This is a genomic window from Bradyrhizobium sp. 1200_D9_N1_1 (genome assembly GCF_052075915.1).
In the GTDB taxonomy this organism is placed as follows: domain Bacteria; phylum Pseudomonadota; class Alphaproteobacteria; order Rhizobiales; family Xanthobacteraceae; genus Bradyrhizobium; species Bradyrhizobium diazoefficiens.
Map to the genome: position 1 here is coordinate 7388073 of NZ_CP197226.1, position 17580 is coordinate 7405652.

Here is a 17580-nt window from a genome sequence, read left to right on the forward strand (position 1 = left end):
CGAAATGAATTTGCGTTTCTGGCTTTTCCTCTCTCTGTTGTCGGCCGTAGTGTGCGCGGCGCCTTGCGCGCAGGCGCAGACGCGCGTCGGCGAAGCCGTCGTGATCCAGAACGAGGTGGTGCGCGTCGCCGCGACCACGACGCCGATCAGCGTCGGAGACAGCATGCTGCGCGACGAGACCGTGCGCACCGGCGCCGACAGCGCGGCGCGCTTCGTCATGGCCGACAGCACCAATCTGTCGCTCGGTCCCAGCGCCACGCTGAAGCTCGACCGCACCGTCTTCAACGACGAGCACAGCTATCGCGACGTCGCGATCCGCATGACGACAGGCGCATTCCGCTTCGTCACCGGACATTCCGAGAAGACCGCCTACAAGATCACGACGCCGCTCGCGACCATCGGCGTGCGCGGCACCACGCTCGACATCCTGTCCCAGCGCGGCCGGTCCGTCGTCGTGCTTCAGGACGGCGCGGCCAGCGTCTGCACGACGAGCTTCCAGTGCGTGCAGCTCACCCAGCCCGGCGATACCGCGGTCATCACTTCGACGGGCGGCAAGGTCAGCATCACCAAGACCAACACGCCGCCCTGGACCTTTGCCGCGACCTGCGCCGCGAATGCCGGGCTATGCTCGGTCAACCAATATGCCAACGCCTCGCCGACCATCACGCCCGCCGTCCATGACGACGGCATGCTGTGCGGACGGTGACGATGGCGAAACTCCACCTGAGGCGCTTCATTCTCGCCGGCGTGCTGACCGCAATGGCTGCGTTTGCGCTCGTCGCGTTCGATGCCCGTCCAGCGGCTGCGCAGGCGGCCTGCGAGTCCGAGTGCGGCGAACCGACGCCCACCCCGTCACCGACATATTCGCCCTCGCCGGCGCCGTCCCCGAGCCCGTATCCGTCACCGAGCCCGTATCCGTCGCCGAGTCCGTATCCCGCGCCGAGCCCGACGCCGACCGGCGCTGACTCCAGCGGCAACTCGATCGGCGGTCTCGCCAACCAGCGCTTCAACCAGATGATCACCAACCGGGTGCTCGGCACGGTGCTGCTCGGCGTCAACGAGCAGGTCAATTGCAGCGACTGCATCAGCGCGTTCGGCTCGGCCGGCTCGTTCTCGGCCGGCATCCACGGCCGCAAGGAGCTGACCAACAATCTGTCGCTGCTCGCCGGCATCGCCTACACGCAATACAGCGAGGGTGGCTACAACATCACCAGCGCACCGATCGGCGCCTTCGCGCTGCGCTATGATTTCACCGATTGGGGCTCGTCGCGCCCGTTCTTCGACATCGGCACGATCCTGACGCCGTGGGAGAAGGCGCGCTACACCCGCAGCTACAACACCAGCCTCGGCCCGGTGAGCGTCACGAGCTCCACCAACGCCTCCAACTACGCCGTCTACGGCCGCGCCGGCTGGATGAGCCGCATCTCGCCGCGCGACGAGGTCGCCGCCTCAATCGAGGTCTGGCAGCTCTGGCAGCGCGTGTCCGGTTATTCGGACAGCGCCGTGGCGTTCAATCCGTTCGACGCCACGATCGCGACCGGCACCGACCGCACCAGCCTGGTCAAGATCGGCGGCCAGTGGACGCATCTCTTCGGCAGCAACATCGAGGCCAACATCAACGGCGGCTGGGTGCAGTCGTTCGCCAGCCATAGCGGCATCGTCGCCACCGTGACCGGCGACGGCATGGTGGTGCCGACCATGGGCAACCAGGGCTGGTTCGAATATGGCGGCCGCCTCGGCTTCCGCGTGCAGAAGGGCTGGATCGTGGACTTGTTTGCGAACGGCACGCTGGGTCCGCAGCCGGTGGGGAACACCATCCACGGCGGCGTGGGGCTAAGGATTAATTATTAGCGGCGGCTTGGTACGCGCAGCCCCGGTCTCGTAGGGTGGGCAAAGCGCAAGCGTGCCCACCACTCCTCTCTCAACTGGGGACAGATGGTGGGCACGGCGCAATAGCGCCTTTGCCCACCCTACGGCACCTGTGCCGCCGTCACGCCGCCGACTTGCCCTCGAACGCCTGACGCAACACGGCGACGTCGAGCTTCACCATCTTCATCATAGCCTGCATCGCGCGCGCGGCCGCGGCCTTGTCGGGGCTCGTAAGGAATTCGAACATCACCTTCGGCACGACCTGCCAGGCCACGCCCCAGCGATCCCTGAGCCAGCCGCACTGCTCTTCCTTGCCGCCATGGGCGATGAAGGCGTTCCAGACGCTGTCGACCTGGGCCTGGTCGTCGCAATGGATCATCAGCGAGATCGCGTGGGTGTACTCCATCTTCATGCCGCCGTTGAGCGCGACCAGGGGCTGCCCGGCCACCGTGAACTCGACGACGAGCACGGAGCCTGTCTTGCCGGATGGGCCGTCCGAAACGTTGCGCTGGACGTGCGTGATCTCCGAATTCGGAACGAGCGAGACGTAGAACTTCGCGGCTTCCTCGGCATCGCCGTTGAACCACATGCAGGGCACGAGCTTGGACATGGAGAACGCTCCTCTTCAGGTTTTCAATGCTCTCAGATTTTCGATCAGGCGTTCGCCATCTCGGACTGCGCGGCGAATGCCGCGAGGTCCATCCAATTCACACCCCACATATGGCCATCCGGATCCTCGAAGCTGCGGCCGTACATGAAGCTGTACTCATCCTTCGGGCTGGGATCGGCCACCCCGCCCGCGACCTCGGCCTTGCCGACGATGGCGTCGACTTCGTCGCGGCTGTCGGCCGACAGGCAGAGCAGCACCTGGTTCGAGGTCTTCGCATCCGCGATCGGCTTGGGTGTGAACTGGCGGAATTTGTCGTGGGTCAGGAGCATCGCGAAAATGGTCTCGGAGAAGACCATGCAGCTCGCCGTATCGTCGCAGAACTGCGGGTTCCTAACCGCGCCGACCGCCTCGTAAAAGGCCGTGGCGCGCTTGAGGTCGGTCACCGGCAGGTTGACGAAGATCATCTTGGGCATCGGAAGCTCCTTGGGCGGGGTTCTGCCCAAGGACGGACAGGCAGACGGCCATCCGACACGGCTTCCGGATATTTTTTTCAGGCCCGTCTGCCGTAGTTCTGTCGCACAGAACCGGCAGGCCCGGGCCGGCCTTACTTCTTCTCGTTCGGGTCCCGGTGCACCGGATCGATCCACAGCACGGTCTCCGGCTTCTCGACCGGCTCGATATCGAGATTGATCGCCACCGCCTCGCCGTCGCTGCGCACCAGCACGCATTCCAGCACCTCGTCGGGGCTGGCGTTGATCTCCTGGTGCGGCACGTAGGGCGGAACGAAGATGAAATCGCCGGGGCCGGCCTCCGCGGTGAATTGCAGGCTCTCGCCCCAGCGCATCCGCGCCTTGCCCTTCACCACATAGATGACGCTTTCGAGATGGCCGTGGTGATGTGCACCGGTCTTGGCGTCGGGCTTGATGCTGACCGTGCCCGCCCACAATTTCTGCGCGCCGACGCGTGCAAAGTTGATGGCGGCCGCGCGGTCCATGCCGGCCGTCGACGGCACGTTGGTATCGAGCTGGTTGCCGGGAATGACGCGCACGCCGTCATGTTTCCAGCGATCGTCATGATCGTGTGCATGGTGGGAATGCGTGTGGTCATGGCCCGTCATGATCTTGCTTTCTGTTGGTTCCGTGCGCGGCAAACTAACCAAAGCCGCGGCATCAAGCCATACCAAAAAAGGAACGCTCGTAGTCGTCCCGTGTTGTCCCCGCGATAGAACTGGAAGGAGAGTTTCATGGGTAGCACGACCGACAAGATCAAAGGCAACGCCAACGAGGCGATCGGCAAGGCCAAGCAGGGCATCGGCGAGGCAACCGGTTCCGACCGCCTGAAGGGCGAAGGCGTGGTCCAGGAGGTGAAGGGCAAGGGCCAGCAGGCCATGGGCGATGCCAAGGACGCCGCGAAGGAAGCGATCGATCGCGCCGCGGCTGCGGCGAGGCGCGCGGCAGAGTGACGCGCGCAGAGCTGCAAACGAAAAGACCGGCCGCAAGGCCGGTCTTTTTGTTTTGTCCATTCGCACCGTCATTCCGGGGCGCGAAGCGAACCCGGAATCTCGAGATTCCGGGCCTGGTCCTGCGGACCATCCCGGAATGACGCTGCGCCGTCACTTCACCGCGAGCAATTCCACGTCGAACATCAGCGTCGCGTTCGGCGGGATCACGCCGCCGGCGCCGCGCGCGCCATAGCCGAGCTGCGGCGGGATGATCAGCGTGCGCTTGCCACCGACCTTCATCGAGGCGACGCCCTCGTCCCAGCCGGCGATCACGCGGCCCTTGCCGATCGGAAACTCGAACGGCTCCTTGCGATCGACCGAGGAGTCGAATTTCTTGCCCTTCTGGCCGTTTTCATAAAGCCAACCGGTATAGTGCATCACGCAGATCTGGCCGGGCTGCGGCGAGGCGCCGGTGCCGACGGCGGTGTCGATGATTTGCAAGCCTGAAGCTGTGGTCATGGTCTTTCCTGCGGTCTGGGCCGAGGCCGTGGTGGAAACGAAATCGGACACGCCGGCGATCACGGTGATCGCGAGTGCCGACATGATGGCGAGGAGCACGCGCTGGAAACGCTGCATAAGACACCTTCCGTTTGAGGCGGGAGGTGTCTAGCGCAACGAGGGTGCAGTTTCCAGCCGTAACGTTGCAGCTCTGGCCCTCGATCAATACCCGAGCGCGCAGCCGTCCTTGCGCGGATCGGAACCGCCGGTGAGCGTGCCCTTGTCCCAGTCGATCCAGATCGCCTGGGCGCCGCCAAGCGGGCCGACCACGCTGGTGGTCTTGTGGCCGAGCTTCTTCAGGCCCTCGACGATGTCGGCCGGCACGCTGTCCTCGAGCTGGTACTGGCCCTCGTAGTGCAGGCCGCGCGGCATGTCGATCGCCTCCTGCACGTCGCAGCCATAGTCGAGGATGTTGGTCAACAGATGGGTCTGGCCGGTCGGCTGGTACTGGCCGCCCATCACCGCAAACGGCATCGTGGAACGGCCGCCCTTGGTGAGCAGGCCCGGCATGATCGTGTGGAGCGGGCGCTTGCCGCCCTCGATGCAGTTCGGATGGCCCGGCTGGATGCGGAAGCCACCGGCGCGGTTCTGGAGCAGCACGCCAGTCTTGTTCGAGACGATCGCCGAGCCGAAGGAATGCGCGACCGAATTGATGAACGAGCAGACGTTGCGGTCCTTGTCCACCACCGTGATGTAGATGGTCGAGGGGTTCATCGGCGGCGCGACGTTCGGCAGGTCGAGCATGCCGTCCATGCGGATCTTGCTGATGTACTCGTCGGCAAAGCCCTTTTCGAGCATCTCTGCGACGTTGATCTTCATGTGGTCGGGCGAGGCGACATGCATCTCGCGGTTCATGTAGGCGATGCGCGCGGCTTCAGCCTCGAGATGGAAGCGCTCGACGCTGACGGGCGCATACTTGGTCAGGTCGAAGCGCGACAGGATGTTGAGCATCAAAAGCGCTGTGACGCCCGGGCCGTTCGGCGGGCACTGCCAGACGTCGTAGCCCTTGTACATGGTGCCGATCGGCGTCGTCACTTCGGTGGTATGCGCGGCGAAATCGTCGAGCGTGTGCAGGCCGCCGATGCCGCGCAGGGTCTCGACCATGTCTTCCGCGATCGCGCCCTTGTAGAAGGCGTCGCGGCCGTCCTTGGCGATCGCGCGCAGCGTCTTGCCGAGCTCGGCCTGGCGGATGATGTCGCCGGCCACCGGCGGCTTGCCGCCCGGCAACAGGTAACGCACGGTGTTGGTGCCGCCCTTCAGCTTCTCGAACTGGTTCTTCCAGTCGAACGCGATGCGGGGGGCGACGACGTAGCCTTCCTCGGCCGCCTTGATCGCGGGCTGGAGCAGGCGGTCGAAGCCGAACTTGCCGTGATCGCGCAGCACGGTCGCGAAGGCGTCGATCACGCCGGGGATCGAGACCGCGTGCGCCGAGGTCAGCGGCACGGACGTGATCTTGCGCTCGAGATACCAGTGGGCATTCGCCGCCTTCGGTGCCCGGCCGGAGCCGTTATAGGCGATGATCTTGCCTTCACCGCGCGGCTGGATCAGCGCGAAGCAGTCGCCGCCGATGCCGGTCGATTGCGGCTCGATCACGCCGAGCACGGCCGAGCCGGCCACAGCCGCGTCCACTGCCGTGCCGCCCTCGCGCAGCACCTCGATCGCGGCCAGCGAGGCCTGCGGATGCGAGGTCGCCACCATCGCGTTGGTGGCGTGAACCGTGGACCTGCCGGGGAAATGGAAGTTTCTCATGCGAATTCTTGCTCTCTTGGGCCGTGCACGCGCACGGCGCGCCCTCTCGGAAAAACCGGGCTTACATGACACATTCCGGCCCGCCGGGGCAATGCTGGCATGCCAGGGAAATGGCTGCCATCCGCTGGGCGTATAGACCTTTTGCAAGCTCCGGCCATGCGGGTTTTCTGGGCGCCGGCCGCCTGCTAAACGAGCCCCATGTCTGACGATAATTCGGTCACCAAGGTCGCCGCCTTCTACCAGTTCGCCGCCCTGCCCGATTACCGCGAGCTGCGCGAGCCGCTGCGCGCGTTCTGCGCTGGTCTGGCGCTGAAGGGCAGCGTGCTGCTGGCGCAGGAGGGCATCAACGGCACGATCGCCGGCGCGCCTGACGCCATCGACGCCTTCGCCCATGAGCTCGCACACGGGACCATGTTCGGCGGCCGGCTCGACAACCTCGAGCTGAAATTCTCGACCGCCGAGGCGATGCCGTTCGGCCGGCTCAAGGTGCGGCTGAAGAAGGAGATCGTCACGCTCGGGGACGCGGCTGCCGATCCGACCCGGCAGGTCGGCACCTATGTCGATGCCGCCGCCTGGAACGCGCTGATCGCGGCGCCGGACACGCTGGTGCTGGACACCCGCAACGCCTTCGAAGTGGCGATGGGCACGTTCGAGGGCGCGGTCGATCCCGGTATCAAGAGCTTTGGCCAGTTTAAGGACTTTGCCGCGGAACGGCTCGATCCGGCAAAACACCGCAGGATCGCGATGTTCTGCACCGGAGGCATCCGCTGCGAGAAGGCGAGCGCGCACCTGCTCGCGCGCGGCTTTGCCGAGGTCTATCACCTCAAGGGCGGCATCCTGAAATATCTGGAAGAAGTGCCGGAAGCGCAGAGCCGCTGGCGCGGCGAATGCTTCGTGTTCGACGAGCGCGTCGCGCTCGGCCACGGACTGCGGGAACGGGACAAGGACGCAACACGTGACCAATGAGATCAAGACGCTGAGCGAGCGCATCGACACGCTGGAGACACGCCTCGCCTACCAGGACGACACGATCGAGACGCTGAACCAGACCATCACCGCGCAGTGGAAGCAGATCGACGCGCTGACGCGGCAGATCGCGCAGCTCAGTGAGCGGCTGCAGGAGGCCGAGACGAATGCGCCGGGCCCCGCCAACGAGCGCCCGCCGCATTATTGAGCGATATTGCTGCCGGACGGCCTTTACTGACCGGACGCTTTGGGCAGCAGGTTCATGACCTCGCCCGACATCATCAGCCGGTCACGGCCCATATCCTTGGCGGCGTAGAGCGCGCGGTCGGCGGCCTCCACCAGCGAAGCGGACCCTGCGGTGCGCTCGAACGACGGCCGGCAGGTCGCGCCGCCAAGCGAGACGGTCACAGATGCCGAAATCGGGCTCGAGGCGTGGACGAGGCCTGCCTGGTGAATGGCCTCGCGGATCCGCTCGCCGATCCGGGCGCAGCCGGCCGCATCGGTATTGGGGAGCAGCATGGCGAATTCCTCGCCGCCGTAGCGCGCAGCCAGATCGCCGGCGCGGTGCATCTCGGCCGCGAGGATCTTTGCGACCACGCGCAGGCAGGCGTCGCCCGCGGGATGGCCATATTCGTCGTTGTAGGCCTTGAAATGATCGACGTCGATCATGAGCAGGGCGAGGCTGGAGCGGTCGCGATAGGCACGCGCCCATTCGTCGTTCAGACGGTCGTCGAAGCAGCGGCGGTTGGCAAGCCCGGTGAGGCTGTCCTCAGTCGCGAGCGTCTCGAGCCTGGTTTCCAGCGTCTTCTGCTCGGTGATGTCGCGCGAGATCGCGACCACGCCGTCGACGCTGCCGTTGTCCTTGCGTGTCACCCGCATGGTCGATTCGAGCCAGACTTCGCCCTTCTTCCGGTGCGAGTTGCGATAGGTGACGCGCACCTCGTCCTTCTCGCCGCGCTTCATGGCATCGACGAGGGCCTGGACCTGCGGCAGGTCGTCCGCTTGAACGCCCGCGAGCGCGGGCGTTCCGATCAGCTGGCTGGCCCGCCAGCCGACGACGCGGACCGACGAGGGAGAGACATAGCGCAGCCGCTCGTCGAGCCCGATACGGGTCACCATGTCGCTGGAGCCTTCTGCGAGCAGGCGGAAATGTGCTTCCTTCTCGACCAGGGCCGCCGCCATGCGCTGGCCCCGCTGCAACTGCCGCACCAGCACCGCGCCGATGATCGCGATCAACATGACCAGCGCGAGCACATACAGCATGCGGGAAATCGCGGCGGCGCGCCAGGGCGCCAGCAGTTGGTCCTTGTCGACGGTCGCGAGCAGGAAGAACGGATAGCGGCCAGAGCGCTTGAAGAAGCTGACGCGTTCGGCGCCGTCCAGCGGCGACTTGAAGTGATAGGCGCCGCTCGGCCGTTGCAGGCTCGGGTTGCGGAACAGCGGCTTGTCGGCGACGCTGCGTCCGACGAATTTCTCGTTGCTCGGGTAGCGCGCGACGATCAGGCCGTCGCCATGCGTCAGCGCCACGGAGCTGTTGCGGCCGATCTCGAACTGCTCGTAGAAATGCGACAGATATCCGGAGCTGATGGTCGCGAGCACCACGCCGCCAAAGCTGCCGTCCGGCTTGTTGAAGCGGCGCGACAGGGTGAGGACCCATTCGCCATCGAGCAGGCTCTTCACGGGACGGCCGAGATGGGCCTCTCGTTTCGGGGAGAGCTGGTGATGGCGGAAGAACGCGTCGTCGCTGAGCGTCGAGCCGATCGTGCCGGGCGAGGTCAGCCAGTTGCCATGGTCGTCGATGATGGCGAAGCCGTGCACGCGCTCCGTCGCCTTCTTGCGCACCTCCATGAGGTTTCTGAGCTTGGCGATCGTGGCAGGGTCGGTGCCGTCCATCTCCAGCCGGCTGACGACGCCGACGACGCCGGAATCGAGCAGATCGAGGCTGTCCTCGGCATGCTGCGTCAGCGAGCGCGCAACGTTCGCCATCTCGGTCTCGGCGCCCTTGAGCACCGCGTCGCGAGCGGCCCATTCACGCCAGGCGCTGACGCCGAGGATGGTCGCGCAGGTCAGCACGACAAACGCCGCCGCGCGTAGCGGCAGGCGGCTCCATCCGGCTCGTTGGGTAGCAGCGCTCATGCGGCAGAATTCTCCGATCGTTCGGAAACTCTGCCGCTTCTGTTATTGAACTCTGAAATGACTGCCGAAATACACCGTGATACCTGCGCTTTCCCGTAGTCCTACGGACGCAAGGATCAGCGCATCGCTAACAGGGTATTAGCGAACCTATCGGAATCCGGCGCCCCTCCCGCTAGCTGAAGATGGCCTTAACCTTGTCCCAGAGCGAGGGATTGCCCGCATCTGCATCGGCCTTCGAGGGTGTCGGCTGGGCGACACTCACGGGATCGGACGCCGGGAAGCTGTCCTTGAGCCCGGTATCGAGCTTGGCATGGCGATCGGCGACGAGTGCCTCATGCAGATCGTCGGCGTGCTTGTCGTGCGGCGCGGGATTGAATGACTCAACCATGATCTCCTCCATTGGTTGGTCAACGCGGCCCAATTGCGCTTGTTCCCCTGTTCCGCTGAAGGCCGCGGCGGTGTATCAGGAGCCGTAACCTTGCTCAGGATCCTTCGTGCCCCAGTCAGCGACAAAGCCCTTCATCGACGTGCTCTCCGGCCAGCGCCAAGCCATCCCGCCGATGTGGATGATGCGCCAGGCCGGCCGCTATTTGCCGGAATATCGCGAGGTGCGGGCGAAGGCCGGCGGCTTCCTCGATCTCTGCTTCAACCCGGAACTTGCGGCCGAGGTCACGCTGCAACCGATCCGGAGATTCGGCTTCGATGCGGCGATCATCTTCTCGGACATCCTGGTGATCCCCTACGCGCTCGGCCGCTCCGTGCGCTTCGAGGTCGGCGAAGGCCCGCGGCTCGAGCCGCTGGATGATCCTGCGAAGGTCGCCACGCTCGCCCCGCGCGCCGACTTCGGCAAGCTCGCGCCGGTGTTCGATGCGCTGAAGATCGTGCGCGGCGCACTCGATCCCAAGACCGCGCTGATCGGCTTCTGTGGCGCGCCGTGGACGGTGGCGACCTACATCGTCGCGGGCCACGGCACGCCCGACCAAGCCCCGGCGCGGATGATGGCGTACCGGCATCCGGACGCGTTTGCAAAAATCATCGACGTGCTGGTCGACAACTCGATCGAGTATCTGCTGGCGCAGCTCGCAGCCGGTGCCAATGCCTTGCAGATCTTCGACACCTGGGCCGGCGTGCTGCCGCCCGCCGAGTTCGCGCGCTGGTCGGTCGAGCCGACGCGGCGCATCGTCGAGGGCGTGCGCGCAAAAGTGCCGGACGCGAAGATCATCGGCTTTCCCCGCGGCGCCGGCGCGCAATTGCCTGGTTATGTCGAGGCGACCGGCGTCAACGGCGTCAGCATCGACTGGACCGCGGAGCCGGCCTTCATCCGCGAGCGCGTGCAATCACGCGTCGCCGTGCAGGGCAATCTCGATCCGCTGGTGCTGATCACGGGTGGGGCCGCGCTCGACCGCGCGGTCGACAACGTGCTGGCGAACTTTGCGCAAGGGCGCTTCATCTTCAATCTCGGTCACGGCATCCAGCCGGAAACGCCGATCGCCCATGTCGAGCAGATGCTGAAGCGCGTGCGGGGGTGACAAGTCCCGCCCCCGAAGGGGCGGAAACAAAAAACGCGAAAACAACCCCATGCACAGTAGATGCACAGTACAAATCATTGGAGAATTTCGGTCGGCATGGTTCTGAGCCCTGCCGCGGTCACGTTTGACTCGTCGGGCAAGACAGGCGCAGAATTACATGATCGCACCGATGAGCGTTTAGCAGCAGGCTAGCGCGGCCGACTGCGCTCGATGATCTCGGCAGCGCCCTTCCCCAGCAGTTCAAGTCCCACCGCACGGCCAAGCTCACGCGGCCGGTTGGCGGAGCCTGTGCGCGAGGCTTCGATGATGGTGTTGCCGGAGAGGTCGAGCACGGATGCGGTGAGCGACATCTGATCGCCTGCGATGGTCGAGAAGCCCGCCACCGGCGAATTGCAGTGACCGTTGAGCACCCACAGCACCTCGCGCTCAGCATCGGCACAGGCATGGGCGGCGGGATCGTCGATCGATGACAGGATTTTTCGCGTTTGCCAGTCCTGCGCGGCGCATTCGACGGCGACGATGCCCTGCCCCGCCGCCGGCAACATCTCCGCCGGCGTAAACTCGTAGGCAATGCGGCTCGCCAGACCAACGCGATCAAGGCCCGAGCGCGCCATGATCAGCGCATCGGCCGGCCCCACCGCGCCGCCATCCGGCAGGCGCTGCTTCTCGCCATTGTCGAGCTTTCGCACGCGCGTGTCAGCAGCCCCACGGAAGTGGATCACTTCTACATCGGGGAACAACCGCCGCGCATAGGCGGCCCGGCGGACGGCATTGGTGCCAATTTTAAAACCCTTGCCGCGCGACTGGCGCAGCGCCTCCAGCGTCACGCCGTCGCGCAGCACCAGCGCATCGCTTGGCGGATCGCGCGACAGCGTGGCGCCGATGACGAGGCCGGGCGTGTCCTCGTTGCCCGGCATGTCCTTCAGCGAATGCATCGCCGCCTGGAGCTCACCCGACAGGACGGCGGCGCGGATCTGCGCCACGAAGGCGCCGCCCTTGCCGCCATGCGGCAACAGTTTGCTGGTCTGGTCGAGATCGCCCGTGGTGTCGAACTTGACGATCTCGACGTCGAGACCGGGCACGGCGGCGGTCAGGCGGCGCGCGATCTCTTCCGTCTGTGCCAGCGCCATCGCGCTCTTGCGTGTGCCGATCTTCAGTCGCGTAGCCAAACTGTCTGCTCCTTCTCGCGCGGGTTTTACCGCGCATCCTCCAATATCATGTCGGAGGCCTTTTCGGCGATCATGATGATCGGCGCGTTGGTGTTCCCCGATACGAGGTCCGGCATGACCGAGCCGTCGACGACGCGAAGGCCTTCGAGCCCCCTCACCTTCAGCCGCTGGTCCACCACCGCGAGCGCGTCGTTGCCCATACGACAGGTCGAGGTCGGATGGTAGATGGTGCTGCCACGCTCGCGGCAATAATCGAGCAGCTCTCCATCCGTGGATACCTTCGCCCCGGGATCGTACTCGTTGATCACGAACGGCTTCAGCGCCGGCGCATTCAATATCTTGCGCAGGATCTTCAGGGCCTCGACGTTGGTGGTGCGATCGGTCTCGGTAGACATGTAGTTGATGCGGATTTCCGGCGGCACGGTCGGGTCGGCGCTCCGGATCCGCAAGGTCCCGCGGCTTTCGGGGCGGAGCTGGCAGACCGAGGCGGTGAAGCCGGAGAAATCGTGCAGCTTCTCGCCCATCTTGTCGGTCGAGAACGGCAGGAAGTGGACCTGGATGTCGGGCGAGGCGAGCCGCGGGCTGGTCTTGAAGAACGCGCCGGCCGTGCCGGCCGCGATCGTCAGCCAGCCCTTCCGGAACAGCGCATAGCGCGCGCCGGCGAGCGTGCGGCGGAGCGGATGATTGACGGTGTCGTTGAGCGTGATCTTCTGCGAGCAGCGCATCACGATGCGGACCTGCATGTGGTCCTGGAGATCGTGGCCGACGCCTTGCGCATCCAGCACCACGTCAATGCCGTGCTTGCGCAGCAGATCGCCGGGGCCGACGCCGGAGAGTTGCAGCAGCTGCGGCGAATTGTAGGCGCCGCTCGATAGCACGATCTCCTTGCGCGCGCGGGCACGGCGCACAGTTGCGCCCTGCCGATACTCGACGCCGACGGCGCGGCGGCCCTCGAACAGCACGCGCTGGCCGAGCGCCTCGGTCTCGATCCTGAGGTTGCCGCGCGTCTTCGCCGGGCCGAGATAGGCGACCGACGTCGAGGCGCGGCGGCCGTTGCGCGTCGTGGTCTGGAACAGGCCGACGCCTTCCTGCGTGGCGCCGTTGAAATCGGGATTGTAGGGCAGACCGGTCTCGACCGCGGCGTCGATGAAGGCCTTCGACAGCGGATCGGTCACGGTCATGTTGGAGACCGGCAGCGGGCCGTCGCTGCCGTGATACTGGTCGGCGCCGCGCGACTGGCTCTCGGCCTTCTTGAAATAGGGCAGCACGTCGTCATAGCCCCAGCCGGTGTTGCCGCGCTGGCGCCAGCGGTCATAGTCCTCGTGCTGGCCGCGAACATAGAGCAGGCCGTTGATCGAGCTCGAGCCGCCCAGCGTCTTACCGCGCGGCTGGAACACCTGGCGCCCCTTCAGCTCGGGCTCCGGCTCGGTCTGGTACATCCAGTTGACGCTCTTCTCCTTGAACAGTTTGCCGTAGCCGAGCGGCACGTGGATCCAGATGTTGGAATCTTTCGGGCCGGCCTCGAGCAGCAGCACGCTGTGCTTGCCGTCCGCAGACAGGCGGTTGGCGAGCACGCAGCCGGCGGAGCCGGCGCCGACGATGATGTAGTCGAATTCGGGATCGATTGGTGCGAGAGAGGAGTTTGCGGTCATGTCTTGCCAGTGTTCTTGTTGGTGTGGGCGTTTCCAGTTTCGTCACTTACCACGATCATGCGCGCAGACGCAGCGCCTCGACCAGCGACTTGAACGCACGGGCATATTCCGCGCCCGCCCTTGCGATATCCGCGCGCCCGGCGCAGGCGACCGCAGCCTCCGTGACCGCACCGAGCAGCAGCCGCGCCAGTGGCTCGACCGGCTGCCGCGCGATCAGGCCGGCCTCCATGGCGGCCGCGATCGCGCGCGGCAGCTTGCCGCCGAAATGCTTGGCGTCGATCTCGCGCCAACGCTCCCAGCCGAGCACGGCCGGGCCGTCGCGCAGGATGATCTGACCGGTCGGTCCCTTGGCGGTCGCTGCGAAGTAATGCTGGGTGCCGGCGACCATCGCAGCGAGCACGTCCTTCTCGACCCGCGCGGTGCTGTCGATCTCCGCAACGAGATCGCGCGAGACCAGGTCGAACACGGCTTCGAAAACCGCCTCCTTGGTCCTGAAGTGATGGTAGACCGCCCCCTTGGCGACGGAGGCCCCCTCCGCGATCTCGTCCATGGTGGTGGCGGCAAAACCTTGCGTCCCGAACAGGCGGCGCGCCGCCGTCAGGATCGCCTCCGATGTCGCCGCCCGCCGCTCCGCCTGTTTCGCCATGTCGTCTCGTCTATAGCGCGGTGAGTTGAGATCGAAGCGAGTTCGGCCACGAGCGACGCTCCCTCCGTTCCCTCCCCCCATGTGAGGGAGGGTCAGTTAGGGGGGTGCCACACGGGGATTCCATCGATCGCGCATCCGTTCGGTGCATCATCAACAACTGGCACTCTTTGCTGAGCTACCCCTCTCCCTAGCCCTCCCCCACAAGGGGGGAGGGAACGCATCTTCGTTGAGGCACTGGCTGGGCTTCATCTCATCAATCTCGTGTAATCGAATTCGCTTCACGCAGCCAGTTGACTTTTCGACTACCGGTCGGTATTTACCGACCAACAGTCGGTTTTAATCGAAAGGTGCGCCATGCCGAGCCGTGAGATCGTCGAAGCTTTTGCAAAGCGGCTGGAGGACGGGGACTTCGTCGGCGCGATCGAACAATTCTATGCGCCCGACGCCGCCACCTATGAAAACAACGCCGCGCCGACTGTCGGCCGGGAAGCACTGGCAGCGAAAGAGCGCGGTGTGCTGGCAGCGACCAAGGAGGTCAAGGCCGCGCGCATCGGGCCGAGCCTGATCGAGGGCGACACTGTCGCGACACGCTGGCGGTTCAGCTTCACCAGCGCTGAAGGGGTCGTCCGAACGTTGGATGAGATCGCGTGGCAGACCTGGCGGGGTGACGAGTTGATCGAAGAACGGTTCTATTACGACCCGAAGCAGCTGGGGCGGTGACGTTTCCGCTGATGGGCAGGCGTTAGGCAGGCGTCACTTTGCCCACCCGACTGCTGTCATCGCCCGCGAAAGCGGGCGATCCAGTATTCCAGAGAAAGTCGCGATGAATCGATAGGCCGCGGCGTACTGGATGCCCCGCCTGCGGCCTACGCTAAAGCTTCGGCGTCCCTGGACCTCAACCTCGGCGAAGCCTTGGCGTAGCCGGATCGCGGGGCATGACCGCGGAGTTGGCAGGGAACATGCTCCTGCGGTTACAACCGTAACGCGGGGTGCCGCATTTGTATCGATTTGTTATCGATACTGTCGATTGGAACACGCAGAAGTGGTCGCGGCGACCGTGCCAAGCGGGGATAATTCATAGTTCGTCAAAGGTTTGCAGCGAATTCTCCCGATCGAGCCGGACGAACGGCCCATCCTGCTAGGCTCTGGAATGCGGACTCAACTGACCACCTATTTCGCGCGGCTGTTCGCCGGCGATCTGTCAGCGTTCGGCGGTCCCGCAACCGACGAGGCGCTGGCCGGTCACATCCGCGCAGAACAGATGTCGCTGGTGCTCGGCTATTCGGTCGGCATCATGCTCGCCAATGCCTGCAACGCCGCCGTGCTGGCGATCGCGCTGTGGCAGTCGCCGGACAGGGCGTTCGCCCTGATCTGGGCGGTCACCGTGGCCGGCGCCGCAATCGCGTTCGGTGTGCAATCCCATGCCTCGCGCCGCATCACCAAGCCGCAATTCGTCTCGCGGCGCGCCGTGCACCGGCTGGTGCGCAACGCCTTCGTGCTCGGGGCTGTCTGGGGCATCGTACCGGTCGCCTTCTTCGCCGACGCCGACACCGGCGGAAAACTCGTCATCACCTGCCTGTGCTCCGGGATGCTTGCCGGCGGCGCATTTGCCTTCGCCACGATTCCGATCGCGGCGATCGCATTCACGGCGCCTCTCTTCCTCGGGATCGCCATCTGCCTTGGACGCAGCAACGATGTGGCCTATTTGCTGATCGCCATCCTGGTGGCGGTCTACGGGACCGTGCTGCTCCGCGCCGTGTTCGTCAATTCGTTCTCGTTTGCGCGGCGCGTGATACGGCAGGTCGAGGCCGAGCGCACGGTGCGGCAGGATCCGTTGACGCATCTGCCCAACCGCTTCGCCTTCAACGAGACGCTCGATGCCGCCTTGAAGCGGCTGGCCCTGTCGGGCGAAGAGTTCGCGGTGCTGCTGCTCGACCTCGATCGCTTCAAGGAGGTCAACGACAAGTTCGGCCATCCCGCCGGCGACGAATTCCTGGTCCAGGTCGCAAGCCGCCTGCAACGCTGCACCCGCGCAGCCGAGCACGTCGCGCGCATCGGCGGCGACGAGTTCGCGCTGGTGATGGCCAATCTGGCACGGCCCGAAGATGCGCTCGAGATCGCCGAGCGCTTCGTCGCGTCGTTCGCCGAGCCGTTCCCGATCGAAGGCCGCCAGATCGTGGGCGCAACCAGCGTCGGCATCGTGCTGGCGCCACGGGACGGCAACACGGCGCTCGACGTCATGAAGAATGCCGACGCCGCGCTCTACCGCGCCAAGAAGGCGGGACCCGGCACGGTCTGTTTCTTCGAGGACAGCGACGACAGGGTGTCGCGCGACCGCAAGGCGCTGCAATCGGACCTCGAGGGCGCGATCGCCAGGGACGAGCTGTTCCTGGCGTTCCAGCCGTTCCTCGACCTCGCCGAGAACCGGATCACGGGCTTCGAGGCGCTGTTGCGCTGGCAGCATCCCTCGCGCGGACTGGTGCCGCCGAGTGAGTTCATCCCCATCGCCGAGGAGACAGGGCTGATCCACGAGATCGGCGAATGGGTGATCCGGCGTGCCTGCGCCACGCTGGCGGACTGGCCCGAAGAGATCAGGGTCGCGGTGAATTTCTCCGCGGCGCAGTTTCACAACACCGGCATCCTCCAGACCATCGTGCAGGCGCTGGCCCACGCGAAGGTCTCGCCCAGCCGGCTCGAGGTCGAGATCACGGAATCGATGCTGCTGTCGAAATACGGCTCGGCCGCGTCGATCCTGAACGCGCTGCTGCAACTCGGCGTCACCGTGGCGCTGGATGATTTCGGCACCGGGTTCTCGTCACTGACTTACTTGCGCAAGCTGCCGTTCAGCCGCATCAAGATCGACCAGTCCTTCATCAGCGACATGCTGGTGCAGCCCGACTGTGCCGCGATCGTGAAGTCGGTGATTTCGCTCGCACGCGACCTGCGCATCGCCGTGGTCGCCGAGGGCGTCGAGACAGCCGACCAGCTCGAATATCTGCGCCAGATCAGTTGCGACGAAGTCCAAGGCTATCTGATCAGCCGGCCGGTGTCGGCCGATGGCGTGCTCGCGCTGCTCGACACGAAAAAGTTGGTGGCGACCTACGCGGCGTAGAGCATACAGCCGGAAAGTCGCCGGTATCATGGGATTGGTCTGCTTCCATGACCTAAGGCTACCCGCTGTTCTGAGAGTGGTTTCCGAGTGTTTCGGCGCGCTACCTCTAAAGATGACTTGCTGTGTCGGCTCCACTAAGCAAC

The 17580-nt window shown here is 65.3% G+C and carries 18 protein-coding genes; 8 read left to right on the forward strand and 10 right to left on the reverse strand.

What is annotated here, in order from left to right:
* The first annotated feature begins 4 nt into the window (after positions 1-4).
* Both AB5K84_RS35260 and AB5K84_RS35265 read left to right on the forward strand, forming a co-directional pair.
* Positions 5-706, forward strand: coding sequence for a FecR family protein (locus AB5K84_RS35260; protein WP_038967380.1), 702 nt, complete (start codon positions 5-7; stop codon positions 704-706).
* 2 nt (positions 707-708) lie between these two features.
* The gene (locus AB5K84_RS35265) at positions 709-1851 is read left to right on the forward strand and encodes a hypothetical protein (RefSeq protein WP_038967379.1); all 1143 of its coding nucleotides are present in this window, start codon (positions 709-711) and stop codon (positions 1849-1851) included.
* Positions 1852-1990: 139 nt separating this feature from the next.
* Here AB5K84_RS35265 and AB5K84_RS35270 read toward each other — a convergent pair whose 3' ends face one another.
* The 3 genes from AB5K84_RS35270 to AB5K84_RS35280 form a co-directional block, all read right to left on the reverse strand.
* Positions 1991-2479, reverse strand: a complete 489-nt coding sequence (locus tag AB5K84_RS35270) for a VOC family protein (RefSeq protein WP_011085196.1) — start codon at positions 2477-2479, stop codon at positions 1991-1993.
* A gap of 44 nt (positions 2480-2523) precedes the next feature.
* On the reverse strand, positions 2524-2952 hold the full coding sequence (locus AB5K84_RS35275) for a VOC family protein (RefSeq protein ID WP_028175078.1): 429 nt from the start codon (positions 2950-2952) through the stop codon (positions 2524-2526).
* Positions 2953-3083: 131 nt separating this feature from the next.
* Positions 3084-3596, reverse strand: coding sequence for a cupin domain-containing protein (locus AB5K84_RS35280; RefSeq protein ID WP_011085194.1), 513 nt, complete (start codon positions 3594-3596; stop codon positions 3084-3086).
* A 126-nt stretch (positions 3597-3722) separates the two neighbouring features.
* Here AB5K84_RS35280 and AB5K84_RS35285 point away from each other — a divergent pair, with 126 nt between their 5' ends.
* Positions 3723-3941 (forward strand): CsbD family protein, encoded by a 219-nt coding sequence (locus AB5K84_RS35285; protein ID WP_011085193.1) that lies wholly within the window; start codon positions 3723-3725, stop codon positions 3939-3941.
* 150 nt (positions 3942-4091) lie between these two features.
* Here AB5K84_RS35285 and AB5K84_RS35290 read toward each other — a convergent pair whose 3' ends face one another.
* Positions 4092-4556, reverse strand: a complete 465-nt coding sequence (locus tag AB5K84_RS35290) for an FKBP-type peptidyl-prolyl cis-trans isomerase (RefSeq protein WP_011085192.1) — start codon at positions 4554-4556, stop codon at positions 4092-4094.
* 84 nt (positions 4557-4640) lie between these two features.
* Positions 4641-6227, reverse strand: coding sequence for a gamma-glutamyltransferase (gene ggt, locus AB5K84_RS35295; RefSeq protein ID WP_038967378.1), 1587 nt, complete (start codon positions 6225-6227; stop codon positions 4641-4643).
* A gap of 198 nt (positions 6228-6425) precedes the next feature.
* On the opposite strand from ggt, the gene trhO reads away from it, so the two are divergent.
* Positions 6426-7193, forward strand: coding sequence for an oxygen-dependent tRNA uridine(34) hydroxylase TrhO (trhO, locus tag AB5K84_RS35300; protein WP_011085190.1), 768 nt, complete (start codon positions 6426-6428; stop codon positions 7191-7193).
* Complete coding sequence (locus AB5K84_RS35305) at positions 7183-7401, forward strand: SlyX family protein (protein ID WP_011085189.1); 219 nt, start codon at positions 7183-7185, stop codon at positions 7399-7401. The genes trhO and AB5K84_RS35305 overlap by 11 nt, the downstream gene beginning before the upstream one ends.
* Positions 7402-7424: 23 nt before the next feature.
* On the opposite strand, the gene AB5K84_RS35310 is transcribed toward AB5K84_RS35305, so the two are convergent.
* Together AB5K84_RS35310 and AB5K84_RS35315 are read right to left on the reverse strand one after the other, a co-directional pair.
* Positions 7425-9329, reverse strand: a complete 1905-nt coding sequence (locus tag AB5K84_RS35310; protein WP_011085188.1) for a sensor domain-containing diguanylate cyclase — start codon at positions 9327-9329, stop codon at positions 7425-7427.
* 172 nt (positions 9330-9501) lie between these two features.
* Positions 9502-9717, reverse strand: a complete 216-nt coding sequence (locus AB5K84_RS35315; protein ID WP_038967385.1) for a hypothetical protein — start codon at positions 9715-9717, stop codon at positions 9502-9504.
* 106 nt (positions 9718-9823) lie between these two features.
* Here AB5K84_RS35315 and hemE point away from each other — a divergent pair, with 106 nt between their 5' ends.
* Positions 9824-10858: a uroporphyrinogen decarboxylase gene (gene hemE, locus AB5K84_RS35320; protein WP_441232723.1), complete on the forward strand. Its 1035-nt coding sequence runs from the start codon at positions 9824-9826 to the stop codon at positions 10856-10858.
* A 188-nt stretch (positions 10859-11046) separates the two neighbouring features.
* Here hemE and hemC read toward each other — a convergent pair whose 3' ends face one another.
* From hemC to AB5K84_RS35335, 3 genes are read right to left on the reverse strand one after another with little or no spacing between them, the layout of a single operon-like run.
* Positions 11047-12027: a hydroxymethylbilane synthase gene (gene hemC, locus AB5K84_RS35325; RefSeq protein WP_038967375.1), complete on the reverse strand. Its 981-nt coding sequence runs from the start codon at positions 12025-12027 to the stop codon at positions 11047-11049.
* Between the two features lie 26 nt (positions 12028-12053).
* Positions 12054-13679 carry a GMC family oxidoreductase gene (locus AB5K84_RS35330; RefSeq protein WP_011085184.1) on the reverse strand — a complete coding sequence of 542 codons (1626 nt, stop codon included), beginning with the start codon at positions 13677-13679 and terminating at the stop codon, positions 12054-12056.
* Between the two features lie 55 nt (positions 13680-13734).
* Positions 13735-14325 (reverse strand): TetR/AcrR family transcriptional regulator, encoded by a 591-nt coding sequence (locus tag AB5K84_RS35335; RefSeq protein WP_063921410.1) that lies wholly within the window; start codon positions 14323-14325, stop codon positions 13735-13737.
* Positions 14326-14679: 354 nt separating this feature from the next.
* Here AB5K84_RS35335 and AB5K84_RS35340 point away from each other — a divergent pair, with 354 nt between their 5' ends.
* A complete protein-coding gene (locus AB5K84_RS35340) occupies positions 14680-15045 on the forward strand; it encodes a nuclear transport factor 2 family protein (RefSeq protein ID WP_011085182.1) in 366 nt (121 codons plus the stop codon).
* 430 nt (positions 15046-15475) lie between these two features.
* On the forward strand, positions 15476-17437 hold the full coding sequence (locus tag AB5K84_RS35345) for a putative bifunctional diguanylate cyclase/phosphodiesterase (RefSeq protein ID WP_011085181.1): 1962 nt from the start codon (positions 15476-15478) through the stop codon (positions 17435-17437).
* Positions 17438-17580 lie beyond the last annotated feature (143 nt).

Bases quoted from the DNA above. Each gene is read 5' to 3' on its own strand.
- AB5K84_RS35285 (WP_011085193.1), top strand. From the start codon at position 3,723: ATGGGTAGCACGACCGACAAGATCAAAGGCAACGCCAACGAGGCGATC.
- AB5K84_RS35275 (WP_028175078.1), bottom strand. From the start codon at position 2,952: ATGCCCAAGATGATCTTCGTCAACCTGCCGGTGACCGACCTCAAGCGC.
- ggt (WP_038967378.1), bottom strand. From the start codon at position 6,227: ATGAGAAACTTCCATTTCCCCGGCAGGTCCACGGTTCACGCCACCAAC.
- AB5K84_RS35345 (WP_011085181.1), top strand. From the start codon at position 15,476: ATGCGGACTCAACTGACCACCTATTTCGCGCGGCTGTTCGCCGGCGAT.
- AB5K84_RS35270 (WP_011085196.1), bottom strand. From the start codon at position 2,479: ATGTCCAAGCTCGTGCCCTGCATGTGGTTCAACGGCGATGCCGAGGAA.
- AB5K84_RS35335 (WP_063921410.1), bottom strand. From the start codon at position 14,325: ATGGCGAAACAGGCGGAGCGGCGGGCGGCGACATCGGAGGCGATCCTG.
- AB5K84_RS35310 (WP_011085188.1), bottom strand. From the start codon at position 9,329: ATGAGCGCTGCTACCCAACGAGCCGGATGGAGCCGCCTGCCGCTACGC.
- AB5K84_RS35280 (WP_011085194.1), bottom strand. From the start codon at position 3,596: ATGACGGGCCATGACCACACGCATTCCCACCATGCACACGATCATGAC.
- trhO (WP_011085190.1), top strand. From the start codon at position 6,426: ATGTCTGACGATAATTCGGTCACCAAGGTCGCCGCCTTCTACCAGTTC.
- AB5K84_RS35315 (WP_038967385.1), bottom strand. From the start codon at position 9,717: ATGGTTGAGTCATTCAATCCCGCGCCGCACGACAAGCACGCCGACGAT.
- AB5K84_RS35340 (WP_011085182.1), top strand. From the start codon at position 14,680: ATGCCGAGCCGTGAGATCGTCGAAGCTTTTGCAAAGCGGCTGGAGGAC.
- AB5K84_RS35265 (WP_038967379.1), top strand. From the start codon at position 709: ATGGCGAAACTCCACCTGAGGCGCTTCATTCTCGCCGGCGTGCTGACC.
- AB5K84_RS35290 (WP_011085192.1), bottom strand. From the start codon at position 4,556: ATGCAGCGTTTCCAGCGCGTGCTCCTCGCCATCATGTCGGCACTCGCG.
- AB5K84_RS35330 (WP_011085184.1), bottom strand. From the start codon at position 13,679: ATGACCGCAAACTCCTCTCTCGCACCAATCGATCCCGAATTCGACTAC.
- AB5K84_RS35260 (WP_038967380.1), top strand. From the start codon at position 5: ATGAATTTGCGTTTCTGGCTTTTCCTCTCTCTGTTGTCGGCCGTAGTG.